The 12,661-nt window shown below is 59.7% G+C and carries 13 protein-coding genes; 5 read left to right on the forward strand and 8 right to left on the reverse strand.

The features are described 5' to 3' along the window. Positions 1–257: 257 nt before the first annotated feature. Entirely contained in the window at positions 258–1,958 is a 1,701-nt protein-coding gene (locus ABLU80_RS20195) for a GNAT family N-acyltransferase (RefSeq protein WP_348850405.1), read from the forward strand. 4 nt (positions 1,959–1,962) lie between these two features. Here ABLU80_RS20195 and tauD read toward each other — a convergent pair whose 3' ends face one another. The 7 genes from tauD to ABLU80_RS20230 all read right to left on the reverse strand — a co-directional run bounded on the left by tauD (position 1,963) and on the right by ABLU80_RS20230 (position 8,334). Next, the gene (tauD, locus tag ABLU80_RS20200) at positions 1,963–2,814 is read right to left on the reverse strand and encodes a taurine dioxygenase (RefSeq protein ID WP_015704533.1); all 852 of its coding nucleotides are present in this window, start codon (positions 2,812–2,814) and stop codon (positions 1,963–1,965) included. Continuing rightward, complete coding sequence (tauC, locus tag ABLU80_RS20205; protein WP_020079520.1) at positions 2,811–3,638, reverse strand: taurine ABC transporter permease TauC; 828 nt, start codon at positions 3,636–3,638, stop codon at positions 2,811–2,813. The genes tauD and tauC overlap by 4 nt, the downstream gene beginning before the upstream one ends. Next, the gene (tauB, locus tag ABLU80_RS20210; protein WP_348850407.1) at positions 3,635–4,402 is read right to left on the reverse strand and encodes a taurine ABC transporter ATP-binding subunit; all 768 of its coding nucleotides are present in this window, start codon (positions 4,400–4,402) and stop codon (positions 3,635–3,637) included. The genes tauC and tauB overlap by 4 nt, the downstream gene beginning before the upstream one ends. Positions 4,403–4,414: 12 nt before the next feature. Continuing rightward, positions 4,415–5,377 (reverse strand): taurine ABC transporter substrate-binding protein, encoded by a 963-nt coding sequence (gene tauA / locus ABLU80_RS20215; RefSeq protein ID WP_348850408.1) that lies wholly within the window; start codon positions 5,375–5,377, stop codon positions 4,415–4,417. A 221-nt stretch (positions 5,378–5,598) separates the two neighbouring features. Beyond that, positions 5,599–6,531, reverse strand: a complete 933-nt coding sequence (mmuM, locus tag ABLU80_RS20220; RefSeq protein ID WP_157195039.1) for a homocysteine S-methyltransferase — start codon at positions 6,529–6,531, stop codon at positions 5,599–5,601. Further along, the gene (mmuP, locus tag ABLU80_RS20225; RefSeq protein WP_157195040.1) at positions 6,518–7,927 is read right to left on the reverse strand and encodes an S-methylmethionine permease; all 1,410 of its coding nucleotides are present in this window, start codon (positions 7,925–7,927) and stop codon (positions 6,518–6,520) included. The genes mmuM and mmuP overlap by 14 nt, the downstream gene beginning before the upstream one ends. 230 nt (positions 7,928–8,157) lie before the next feature. Continuing rightward, the gene (locus tag ABLU80_RS20230; RefSeq protein WP_015368101.1) at positions 8,158–8,334 is read right to left on the reverse strand and encodes a hypothetical protein; all 177 of its coding nucleotides are present in this window, start codon (positions 8,332–8,334) and stop codon (positions 8,158–8,160) included. A 277-nt stretch (positions 8,335–8,611) separates the two neighbouring features. Between ABLU80_RS20230 and ABLU80_RS20235 the strand changes: the two genes are divergently transcribed. Genes ABLU80_RS20235 through ABLU80_RS20250 form a run of 4 tightly spaced genes read left to right on the forward strand, consistent with a single transcriptional unit; the run spans position 8,612 to position 11,691 of the window. Then, complete coding sequence (locus ABLU80_RS20235) at positions 8,612–9,424, forward strand: ABC transporter substrate-binding protein (protein ID WP_161799902.1); 813 nt, start codon at positions 8,612–8,614, stop codon at positions 9,422–9,424. 5 nt (positions 9,425–9,429) lie between these two features. Further along, positions 9,430–10,248, forward strand: coding sequence for an amino acid ABC transporter ATP-binding protein (locus ABLU80_RS20240; RefSeq protein WP_157195041.1), 819 nt, complete (start codon positions 9,430–9,432; stop codon positions 10,246–10,248). Next, complete coding sequence (locus ABLU80_RS20245) at positions 10,245–10,997, forward strand: amino acid ABC transporter permease (protein WP_335077117.1); 753 nt, start codon at positions 10,245–10,247, stop codon at positions 10,995–10,997. The genes ABLU80_RS20240 and ABLU80_RS20245 overlap by 4 nt, the downstream gene beginning before the upstream one ends. Further along, positions 10,987–11,691 carry an amino acid ABC transporter permease gene (locus ABLU80_RS20250; protein ID WP_348850409.1) on the forward strand — a complete coding sequence of 235 codons (705 nt, stop codon included), beginning with the start codon at positions 10,987–10,989 and terminating at the stop codon, positions 11,689–11,691. The genes ABLU80_RS20245 and ABLU80_RS20250 overlap by 11 nt, the downstream gene beginning before the upstream one ends. Here ABLU80_RS20250 and ABLU80_RS20255 read toward each other — a convergent pair. Beyond that, the gene (locus ABLU80_RS20255) at positions 11,651–12,559 is read right to left on the reverse strand and encodes a LysR substrate-binding domain-containing protein (RefSeq protein WP_015704524.1); all 909 of its coding nucleotides are present in this window, start codon (positions 12,557–12,559) and stop codon (positions 11,651–11,653) included. The two genes, ABLU80_RS20250 and ABLU80_RS20255, sit on opposite strands and share 41 nt — an antisense overlap. Positions 12,560–12,661 lie beyond the last annotated feature (102 nt).

The raw sequence follows: 12,661 nt of genomic DNA on the forward strand, positions 1-12,661 counted from the left end.
GCGCTGACGCTTACCGGGGCTACCAACCAAATGCCAAACCGTAGCCCGGATAAGGCGTAAGCCGCTATCCGGGGCCCCTCCCCGGTGGCGCTGACGCTTACCGGGGCTACCAACCAAATGCCAAATCGTAGCCCGGATAAGGCGCATCGCGCCGCTATCCGGGAAACCTCGCCTGCTGAGACCGAATCTTCACCGAATTGTAATCTGAACGACATCTGCGCCTTCTACTGTCTGGGCAGGACAGAGGAGGAGTCACTATGTTTAGTCTCGACAACGTTCTCGATGACCTGTGGCCTCAGGCGAGGCCCGCCCCCTGGCAGAAAAAGGTGTTGAAAAAGCTTCTGCATGAAGAAGAGTTCCAGCAATTTGCCGCCCGCCATCGTCACCTGAAAGGACTGGATACGGTCGAACAGGTCCTCGAACATCTCAACATCCGTTGCGCTATTCCGGCGCATGACCTCGAACAAATCCCCGAACATGGCCCGCTGGTGATTATCGCCAACCATCCGACCGGCACGCTCGATGGTCTCGCTCTGCTCTATGCGGTCTCCCGCGTGCGTCGCGATGTCAAAGTCGTCACTAACCGCATGCTGACCCATCTTGAACCGCTGAGCTCGCTGTTTATTCCGGTGGATAATATCAACGGCCGTACCGCCAAAGCGGCGCTGCAGCAGATGGACCAACAGCTTCAGCAGGGCGGCGTGCTGATCTTCTTCCCGGCGGGGGAAGTCTCGCGTCTGACCCGCCGCGGCATCCGTGATAAAAAATGGCATCCCGGCTTCATCAAGCTGGCGGCGAAATACCGCGCGCCTCTGCTGCCGGCGTGGATCCGCGCCCACAACAGCCCGCTGTTCTACGCCAGCGCCCTGCTCTCCAAGAATCTGCCGCTGCTGCTATTAATGCAGCAGATGTTTCGCCGCCGCGATAGCAGCTTGCCGTTACGCATTGGCCAGCAAATCGCGTGGTCATCGTGGCATCAGCCGCAGCTTTCCGCCCGCGAACTGGCGGACCGCTGCTACCGCCACGTCGAGCGCCTCGGTAAAGGACACCCCGGCCTGTTTAAAAGCGAAAGCGCGATCGCCCGCCCCGAAGACCGCGCGCTGCTCAAACGCGAGCTGGCAAAAACCGAATGTCTGGGCAAAACCGCCGACGGTAAGCTGATTTATCTGTGGCAGCGCAACGGCCAGGAAGAGGCGCCGCTGCTACGCGAACTGGGCCGTCTGCGGGAGATCGCTTTCCGGGCGGTCGGCGAAGGCAGCGGCAACCGCCGCGATATCGATAGCTACGATGATGACTATCTGCACCTGATTTTATGGGATGAAGAGGATCTGGAGATCGTCGGCGCCTATCGTTTTATGCCTACCGCCATACAACTGGAGAAACGGGGACTGGAGGGCATCTACAGCTACAGCCTGTTCCACTACGACGCGCGGATGGACGATATTCTGCAGCACGGGATTGAACTGGGGCGCAGTTTCATTCAGCCGCGCTACTGGGGACGCCGCGGGCTGGATTATCTCTGGTCAGGCATCGGCGCCTGGCTGGCGCGTAATCCGCACTATCGCTATCTTTTTGGCCCGGTCTCGATTTCCGGCGGCTTGCCGCCCGATGCCCGCGATTTGCTGGTCGCCTTCTACCGCTTATGGTTTCCGGCGACGCATCCGCTGGCCAAATCCCGTCGCCCCTACCCAGCTTCGCTACCCGAGGTGCTGGCGCAGTTTGGCGGCGAGGATTACACCGAAGACCTGACGCGGCTGAAGTCCCTGCTCGGCAACCTCGGCTGCGGCATCCCGCCGCTGTATAAACAGTACTCGGAAGTGTGCGAGCCGGGCGGCGTGCAGTTTATCGATTTCGGCAGCGACCCGGACTTTAATCACTGCGTCGATGGGCTGGTGCTGGTGGATTTAACCTACCTGAAAGCCAACCGCTACCAGCGCTACATCGGCGCGCATCTCTAGCCGTTTATCCCGCCCGGTAGAACGGCTTATCACCAAGAATTGTCGCGCGGTGCATGATGCGCCGCTGCGGCAGATAGTCGGCGTTGGCGTAATGCTGCGTCACCCGGTTATCCCAAATCGCCACATCGTTCGGCTGCCAGCGCCAGCGCACCTGGAATTCCGGTTTTGTGACGTGAGCAAACAGGAAATTCAGCAACGCCTCGCTCTCTTTCTCGCTGACATCCACAATACGGGTGGTAAACCCTTCATTGACGAACAGCGCCTGCTTACCGGTTACCGGATGGGTACGTACCACCGGGTGCAACAGCGGCGGGTTCTTCGCCACCGCCTCACGCCAGCGCTGATGCTCCGCTTCCGTCTTGTTGTACTTGTACTCCTGGAACGATTTGCGGAAATCGTGCTCCGCGCGTAACCCGCTCAACAGTTGGCGAAACGGTTCAGAGAGCGCCTCCCAGGCGGCAATACCGCTGGTCCACAAGGTATCGCCGCCGGTAGAAGGTAACTCCTTCGCCGCCAGAATCGCCCCTGCCGGCGGCGTGTCGATAAAGGTCACGTCGGTATGCCAGTTATCGTTGTCCGGCGGATTATCGTTATGGGTATCCAGCACGATAATTTCGTCAACGCCCGGCGCATGCGGATAGACCGGATGAATATGCAAATCGCCAAAACGTAACGCCAGATCGCGCTGCTGTTGCGGGGTGATATTTTGCTCGCGCAGGAACACCACCTGATGGCGCAGCACCGCGTGGTATAGCTGCTCAAACTGATTGTCGCTTAACGGACGGGTCAAATCGGCTCCGGCCACCTGCGCGCCAATATACGGCCCCAACGGGGTAATGCTCAGACGTTCACTCATTGTACTTCTCCATGCCAGGGCGTCAGGCGGCGCTGCAACGCGCGCAGTCCCAGTTCCAGAACAAATGCGATTATCGCAATCACCGCGATCCCGGCTAACACCACATCGGTCGCCAGGAATTCACCGGCGGATTGCACCATAAAACCTAAGCCGCGAGTGGCGGCAATCAACTCCGCCGCCACCAGCGTCGACCAACCGACGCCAAGGCCAATGCGCAGGCCGGTGAGAATTTCCGGTAGCGCGCCCGGCAGGATCACCAGCCACAGCACCTGAGCGCGACTGGCCCCTAAAGACTGTGCGGCGCGAACGCGGACCTGCTGCGCGCTTTTAACCCCCGCCAGCGTCGACATCACTACCGGGGCGAAAATAGCCAGATAGATCAGTAAGATTTTCGGCGTTTCGCCAATGCCGAACCAGATGATCACCAGCGGCAGCCACGCCAGCGGCGGTACCGGACGATACAGTTCGATCAGCGGGTCGAGGATCCCGCGTACCGTTGGGCTCAATCCCATGGCGATCCCCACCGGCACGCCGACGATCGCCGCCAGCACCAGCGCGATGGCGATACGCGTCAGGCTCGCCGCCAGATGCTGCCACAGGGTCGCGTCCATAAAGCCTTGCGGCCCGGCAATGGTCAGTAGCTTCTGTAATACCTGCCACGGCGAGGGTAAAAACAACGGGCTAATCAGCTGCAACGCGGTCACCGCCCACCAGATAGCCAGCAATACTGCCAGCGTCGCTACGCTAAGGGTCAGCTGCCGTGAAAGCGGCCAGCGCCATTTCAGCGCGCGCTGGCGCGGTTTATCATTGAGGACCACGCTCATGAGAAAGCCTCCCGTTGTTCGAACACCCTGCTAAGCACATATTCGCGCTGGGCGATAAATTGCGGATCCGATTTAATGCTGCGGCAGGATTCACCGGCGACAAAACGGCGGCCAAACTCCAGCGGCAGGCGTTCCTGCACCCGCCCCGGCCCCGGCGACAGCAGCACCAGCTCGCTGGCCATAAATACCGCTTCTTCGATATCGTGGGTAATTAACAGCACCTGCTTACCGGTTTCATGCCACAGGCGCAGCAGCAGGGTTTGCATCTGCTCGCGAGTAAAGGCATCCAGCGCGCCGAAGGGCTCATCCAGCAGCAGAAGCTGCGGATCCGCCGCCAGCGCGCGCGCAATACCGACACGCTGGCGCTGGCCGCCGGAAAGCTGCCAGATAAAGCGTTTTTCCGCCCCCTGCAGGCCGACTTTTTTTAACATCTGCGCGGCGATTTCCCGGCGTTGGGTCTTTTCCACCCCCGCCAGCTGTAGTCCCAGCGCGACGTTATCCAGCACGTTGCGCCACGGCAGCAGGCCTTCATTTTGAAACACCACGCCGCGATCGGCGCCCGGCCCGTCGATGCGGCGGCCTTCAAGGGTGATGCTGCCGTGCTGATAGGGCACGAATCCGGCAATCAGGTTCAGCAGCGTGGTTTTGCCGCAGCCGGAGGGGCCCAGCACCACCAGCAGTTCGCCGCTGTCCAGCGTCAGGTTGATATCCGCCAGCACTGGTTTACCGCCATAATCAGCGGAAAGATGCGAGATTTGCAGCATCAGAGCCTCCTTTTATTTCACGAAACGGTCGGTAACGAACTGGCTATAATCGGTTCCTGCGGCCGGCACTTTGCCCTGCTCTTCGAGGAATTTCGCGGTATCGATAATCGCCTGGTTCACCGGGCCGTTAAGCTCCTGCGCCTGCTGGGCGGCGGTAAGATAGGTATTGCCTTTGACTAACACCGGCACATCCGCCTCCGGCACGCCGCTCAGTCGCGACAGCTTGCTGAGATTTTCCGGCTGCTTCAGCCACGCCTCCGGGTTGGCGATATAGGGCTGCTGCGCGTCGATGGCGCTTTTAGCGAAAGCTTTCACGATTTCCGGATGCTGCTCGGCAAAGTCTTTACGTACGACCCAGACATCCAGCGTCGGCGCGCCCCATTGCCCCACCTGCGCGGAGTCGGTCAGCACCTTGCCCTCTTTTTCCAGTTCGTTAACGGCTGGCGCCCACACGTAAGCGCCATCGATATCGCCGCGCTGCCAGGCGGCAATAATCGCCGGCGGCTGCAGGTTGATAATCTGTACCTGGCCCGGTTTGATTCCCCAATGTTTCAGCGCGGAAAGCAGGCTGTAGTGGGTGGTCGAAATAAACGGTACCGCAATGCGTTTGCCAATCAGATCTTCCGGCTTAGTGATATCTTTCTTCACCACCAGCGCTTCGGAATTCCCAAGCTTTGAGGCCAGCAGGAACACTTCAATCGGTACTTGCTGAGTGGCGGCCACCGCCAGCGGGCTGGAGCCGAGGTTGCCGATTTGCACATCGCCTGAGGCCAGCGCGCGTACGATGCTGGAGCCGCTGTCGAATTTACGCCAGTCAACGGTGGCGCCGCTGGCTTTGGCGAAGGTGTTATCCGCCTGGGCGACTTTCGCCGGTTCAGCGGAGGTTTGATAGGCGACGGTGACGTTAACCGCCTGCGCCTGGAAGGCAGCGAAAGCCAGCGCCGCCAGAAGAGTAATTCGCGATGTGAATGCCATAGTGTCTGCTTCCCCTTAGTTGTTATGGGTGCAGTATTTCCGGCATCAGCGTGGAGATGAAGTAATTAAAAATTCTGCCTAATAGCGAATCGTTTTTAGAAGAAAAGCGGGATTAGATAGTTAAAAACAGGGATTAAAGAAATGGATTCCCCCGGCTCGCGGTACTGGTAGCCCGGATCAGGCGCGGAGCGCCGCCATCCGGGGGGCAAGAAATACAGGTGTTAGCGGCCCGCCGCCAGCGCGGCGATATCCTGCGGCGTGGTGCGACAACAGCCGCCAATCAGCCTGGCGCCAGCCGCCAGCCACTGCGGCAAATAGGCCGCAAGCGTCGCGCAGGCTTCACCGTGATGATGCCAGGTCTTGGTCAGCGCATCATAGTGCTCGCCGGAGTTAGGATAGACCACCAGCGGCAGCGACGTCAGGCTGTGCAGATGCTGCAGCGCGGCGGTGGTATTTTCCAGCGCGATACAGTTAATCCCCAGCGCCAGCACCTGGGGATTATCGGCCAATACCGCAACAACCTCGCGCAGCGGCGTGCCGTCACTGAGATGTTCGGCGTCGCGCAGGGTCAACGAGAACCAGGCGCGGGCGCGCGGGTAGTCACGCAGCAGCGCCGCCAGGGCCGTGATTTCGGCAAACGACGGTAGCGTTTCACAGGCCAGCAGGTCCGCCCCGGCATCCAGCAGCGCTTCGACGCGCGGGCGGTGGAACGCCTGAAACGCCTCCGCGCTGCGCTGATAATCGCCGCGATACTCAGAGCCATCCGCCAGATACGCGCCATACGGCCCGACCGACCCGGCCACCAGCAACGTTCCCGCCTGCGGGTTTTCCGCCAGATACGCCTCGCGGGCTTTACGCGCCAGCTCGACGCTTTTACCTATCAGCGCCTTCGACTGCGCCTCATCCAGCCCGCGGGCGGCAAAGCCTGCCGGCGTTGCCTGATAGCTGGCGGTGATCGCCACCTGTGCGCCAGCGCGGAAATAGTCGAGATGCACATCGCGGATCAGCTGCGGATTCTCCAGCAGTACCTTCGCCGACCATAAACTATCGGCCAGATTGCAGCCGAGCGCTTCCAGCTCCGTCGCCATCGCGCCATCCAGCAGCACGAACGGTTGCGTTTCAAGGATTGCGGTTAGCGGATTATTCTGCGGCATGTTGCGGCTCCTGAGTTAATTTCCGTGTACGAGTCAGATAGTAAGCACCATAACACAGCGCGACGAACGGGATCCCGCACCACAGCGCAATACTCTGGCTTGGGTCAAAGGCCAGCCCCACGCAGGCCACCAGGCAGAGGACAAACCCCAGCACCGGCACCAGCGGATACCACGGCGCGCGATAGTGCAGCTCGCTTAAGGCTTTGCCCTGTTGCAGATGGCGGCGGCGGAAGACAAAATGCGACGCGCAGATGCTCAGCCATACCGCGACCACCGCAAAACCGGAAATCGCCGACAGCGCAACAAACACCGTATCCGGCGCGACTACGCTGGAAAACAGCGCCAGCACGCCGCCCAGCATGCTCACCGTCAGCGCGGTTAGCGGCACGCCGCGTTTATTCACTTTGGCAAAGCAGGCTGGCAACGTCTTCTCATTTGATAGCGACCACAGCATCCGTCCGGAGGCATACAGGCCGGAGTTGGCCGCCGACAAAATCGCGGTCAGGATCACGAAGTTAAAAATATCCGCCGCATAAGGAATGCCGACCTTTTCAAACACCAGTACGAACGGGCTTTTTTCCACCCCCGCCTGCTGCATCGGGATTAACGCGGCGAGCACGAAAACGGTGCCGATAAAGAAAATAATCAGCCGGGCAATAGTGGTGCGGATCGCGACCGGAATCACCTGATGCGGGTTTTGCGTCTCACCGGCGGCAATACCGATAAGTTCGGTGCCCGAGAAAGCGAAGTTCACCGCCACCATGGTCATCAGGATCGGCAAGCCGCCATGGGGGAACCAGCCTTCGGCGGTGATGTTATGCAGCCCTGGCACCGGTGAACCGTCGGTCAGCGGAATAAAGCCGAAGATGGCCGCGCCGCCGAGAATAATAAAAGCAATGATGGTGATCACTTTGACCAGCGAGAACCAAAATTCGCCTTCGGCAAAGAAGCGGGTAGAGATAACATTCAGGGCGAAAATCACCGCGCAGAAAATCACGCACCAGACCCACACCGGCACCTGCGGGAACCAGTACTGCATACAGAATCCGGCGGCGGTAAAGCTCGAGCCGAGCGCCACGGTCCAGGTCAGCCAGTAGAGCCACGCCACGGTATAGCCGGTCGCCGGGCCGAGATAACGCGCGGCATACACGTGAAAGGCGCCGGTTTCCGGCATCGCCACCGACAGTTCGCCAAGACACTGCATCACCAGCCAGACCACCAGCGCGCCGATCAGATACGCCAGCAGCGTGCCCGCCGCGCCGGTGGTCGAGATAATATAGCCGGTATTGAAGAATAACCCTGTGCCAATGACGCCGCCCAGCGAGAGCATAATCAGGTGGCGCGTTTTCATGGTGCGCTTAAGTTGCCCACCTTGTTGTTGTGATGTTGTTTGCATATTGCCTTCTTTATGTATGGACGTCTAAACATCCAAATGAAGGTCATTTATACCGTGACGGCGGGGAAATTGCAAAACGGGGATGGGAAAAAAACAGGGCGAACAGGAGTAGGAGCCTGGGTTTAAAGCTGCTTGGGCTGCGGAGCCTCTCCTTTTTACCGCAACCGCAAGCAGCCTTCGGCTACACAGAGCACACCTCGTTCCAGTAGGCTTCGCGCGTCCAGCGCCGCTCAGTATGTTTTGTCATGGCGAAACCACCGGGTTTCCACGTTGCCGAGATCCACGCCATACAGGCTGGCGACCGGCAAGATCGCCTCCATCATCCGTTGACCATCTTGCTGCCCGGCTTCTCCGTTAGATAAAAAAGCCAGCCAGCCGGTAATCCGTTGCCACAGCGCTACTTTCATTTCTCCTCCATCGGTCGGGTTTGCGTTGTTGTTATTTCAACCACAATCGCCGACGGGCGGGAAATATCAATTCCGAATTTGTAATCCTGGAAGATGCATATTAGCCGCTGCGCTTCGGTGACTAACCCCTTCCTGTAAAAGCGATTTGATTAACGGCAATATCCCCATTTTTATTAAGAGATTTTGGTTATAGATAAGAATTTTTTCTTCTTTGCCGGACGAGGCGCTTTTGTGGGAGCGTGATAAACACAAAACAAAACAGGGATTCAGGGGAATGATGATGCATAAAACTTATACCAAAATCGCTTTTGCGCTGGGCGCGCTGCTGCTGACCGCCCAGGTTCAGGCCGACCAGTTAGCCGATATCAAAGCCGCCGGGGTGGTGAAGGTCGCCACCTTCGACGCTAACCCGCCGTTTGGTTCCGTGGATGCCAAAACCCATCAACTGGTGGGTTACGACGTCGATTTCGCGCAGGCGCTGGCGAAATCTCTTGGCGTCAAGCTTGAGCTGGTGGCCACTAACCCGGCTAACCGTATTCCTCTGCTGCAGTCCGGTAAGGCCGACCTGATCGTCGCCGATATCACCATTACCCCGGAGCGTGCGCAGGTCATTGATTTCTCAACGCCCTACTTTGTGACCGGCCAGCAGTTCCTGGTTCCGGCTAAGTCGCCGGATAAACTGGATGACTACAGCAAAGCGCGCATCGGCGCGGTAAAAGGCACCACCGGCGAACAGGCGCTGCACCAGCGCTTCCCGCAGTCGCGGGTGCTCTCCTATGACGATATTCCATTGGCGCTGACCGCCCTGCGAAACGGCAACGTGCAGGCGATTACCCAGGACAGCACCATTCTCGCCGGGCTGCTGGCGGGCGCGCCGGATAAAGCCAACTTTAAAATTCTGCCGGATTTGCTGAGCAAAGAAGAGATTGGCGTCGGCGTGAAAAAAGGCGAACCGGCGCTGCTGAAAGCGGTAAACGACGAGCTGGTTAAGCTGGAAAAATCCGGCCAGGCGGCGAAAATCTACGACACCTGGTTTGGCCCTGGCACCGCCTCTCCGCAACCGCGCGCCTTTACCATAGAAGCGAAATAACCCAGATGTTTTCCGCCTTATTTTCACGCTCCGCGGCTTCGGCCGCGGATTTCTCGCATCTGCAGCAGGCCAGTATTACCTTTCGCGACGTGGTTAAACGCTACGGCGATCATCAGGTACTAAACGGCGTTAATTTAACGGTCAATCCCGGCGAAGTGGTGGCGATCCTCGGGCCATCAGGATCGGGTAAATCAACGCTGATCCGCCTGATCAACCAGCTTGAATCGTTAAGCGGCGGCGAGATCCTCATCGATGGCAAACCGACCCGCCGCCTGACCGGCAACGCGCTGCGCCAATTGCGCAGCCGGGTCGGCTTCGTTTTTCAGCAGTTCAATCTCTACGCTCACCTGACGGCGCAGGAGAATATTACCCTCGCGCTGGAGCGCGTGCACGGCTGGCAACACGATGCCGCCCAAAAGCGGGCGCTGGAATTACTCACCCAGGTCGGCCTCACGGATAAAGCGCGGCAGATGCCCGCTCAGCTCTCCGGCGGCCAACAGCAGCGCGTCGCCATCGCCCGCGCCCTTGCCTCCTCGCCGCAAATCATCCTGTTTGATGAACCAACCTCGGCGCTGGATCCGGAGATGATCGGCGAAGTGCTGCAGGTGATGAAAGCCCTGGCCCACAGCGGTATCACCATGGTGGTGGTCACTCACGAGATGCAGTTTGCCCGCGAAATCGCCGATCGGGTGGTGTTTATCGACGGTGGCGAAATCCTCGAAACCGCGCCGCCGGCGGAATTTTTCGCCCGCCCGCAGCATGCCCGTACCCGCCGTTTTCTGCAGAAGGTGCTCGACCCGCTACATCAGGAGAGCGTTGAGTGATGGCGATTCTCGACTGGCATGGCGTGCTCAGCGGGCAGCCGCTGCAGTGGATTATCTCCGGTTTTCTCACTACCATCTGGGTCAGCGTGGCCGGGATACTGCTGGCCACCGCGCTGGCGGTGCTACTGCTGGCGCTGCGTCTCGGCGGCGGAGGCCCCGGCCGCTGGCTGGTGGCGGCGTGGGTATCGCTGTTTCGCAATACGCCGCTATTGGTTCAACTGCTGTTCTGGTACTTCGCCGCCTGGAACCTGCTGCCGCTGGCGGCGCGCGATTTTATCAACGACTCCCATAGCTGGTCGATTCTACCGGGCGACGTCTGGTGGCTGACGCCGGAATTTCTCTGCTCAATGTGGGGGCTCGGCGTATTTACCTCGGCATTTCTGGTGGAAGAGATTGCCGCCGGGTTGCGCGCCGTGAGCCACGGCCAGCGCGAAGCGGCGCTGTCGCAGGGATTTAGCCCGTGGGGGGAATTACGTTTTATTCTGCTGCCGCAGGGGCTGGCTAACGCCTGGCAGCCGATTGTCGGCCAGTACCTGAATCTGATGAAACTCTCTTCGCTGGCCAGCGGTATTGGCTTCGCCGAGCTCACCTACCAGGTACGGCAAATCGAGAGCTATAACGCCCATGCGCTGGAGGCCTTTGCTGTCGGCACCGCACTATATCTTGCGCTAGGGATCGTTATGGGACTGGCGCTGACGCGCTTCGGTCCAGGATATCGTCAGCCACGGAGCGCACAACATGAACGCTAACCTCGCGGTGATCGCCGACAACCTTGATTATCTGCTGTGGGGACGGCTGGCGGAAGGCCAACCCGGCGGCGTGGCGCTCACCTTACTGATGGCCATCGGCGCGACCGCGCTGGCGCTACCGGGCGGTATTCTGCTAGCCTGCGCCGCCTGGCGCTACGGCGGAGCGGTCCGTCGTCTGCTATTCCTGTGGGCGGAAATTATTCGCGGTATCCCGCTGATCTTCGTTATTTTCTGGCTGTGGTATCTGCTACCGATGCTGACCGGCGGCGATCTGCCGGGCGCAGTAACGGTCACCCTGGCGCTGGCGTGGTTCACCGCCGCCTCGGTGATGCACTCGGTGCTGGCGGGGCTGCGCGCCCTGCCCGGCGGCCAGCATGAAGCGGCGCTGACGCAGGGCTTCACTCCTGGCCAGACGTTACGCTTAATCCTGCTACCGCAGGCGCTGCGCAACGTCCAGCCGTCGCTGGTCGGCATTTTTATCGGCATGCTGAAGGACACCTCGCTGGCGTTTATCGTCAACGTGCCTGAACTCACTACCGTCGCCGGGCAGGTCAATAACCGGGTGCAAATCTACCCGCTGGCGATATTCGTCTTTACCGGCGCGGTTTACTATTTACTGTGCTGCGCCCTCAGCCAGCTGGCGAGCCGCCGTTTTACCAGGCGTAGCGCTGACAGGCGCTTCGCAGCCGATTGAGAAACAGCCGGGCATTGGCGGTGAGCGCCGATTTTTGCGACCACACCGCGCAATACTGCGCCGCCGGGAGCGTGGATACCGGCAGCGTGACCAGCTTTTCGCCAAGCTGCAGCGGCTGGTTCATGGCGCGCGCGACGATGGTCAAATAATCGGATTCCAGTACCATCTGCAAACCGACAATGACCGAGTCGGTGCGCAGCGGGGTAATCGACACCTGGCGATAAAAGTGGATCAGCTCGTTTTGTAACTGCTGGTAGTAGCCCATCGGCGACTCCGGCAACAGCCAGCGGGCTTTACGCAGCGCCAGCAGATCGCTCTCTTGCGCCAGCGGATGCCCCTTGCGCGCGATGACGCAGAACGGCGCGGTAAACAGCGGTTCCAGCATCACCCCTTCCGGCGGATGCATCGGGTCGACCGATCCGATCGCCAGGTCTATCTCTCCGCTGCGGACGCCCGGCAGCAGCGACGAAAGCTGCCCCTCTTTCACCGTCATCTGCACCTGCGGCAGCGCCTGCTTAAACCCTTCGGCCACTTGAGGAAATACCGTCAGGGCAATCAACGACGAAAAGCCGACCGTCAGCCGACCGTGGGTGACATGGTTAATCTGTTCCACCTCATCCGCCGCGCGCCGCAGCTCCTCCAGCACCCACTCCGCGCGCTGTAAGAAAGCGATTCCCGCTTCGGTCAGGGCGACGCCTTCTTTACTGCGCAGAAAAAGTTGCGTACCGAGGATTTGCTCCAGCTCACGTAATGTCCGGCTCAGCGCCGGCTGCGATTGCCCCAGTTCACGCGCCGCCGAACGGATGCTGCCGCTGCGCGCCACCTGCCGTAGCGCCTGCAGCTGGTTTAATTTGGGAAGATATTTCACCGCTCACCCCTATCAGAAAAAAGCATCACCTATAGAAAAATTATATCTTCCCGCCGCGCGGGTAAAGCCTGAGGATGCAGTAGGGGATTCCCCCACGACAAC

It is taken from the genome of Klebsiella sp. CN_Kp104, assembly GCF_040064515.1.
Taxonomy (GTDB): Bacteria; Pseudomonadota; Gammaproteobacteria; order Enterobacterales; family Enterobacteriaceae; genus Klebsiella; species Klebsiella aerogenes.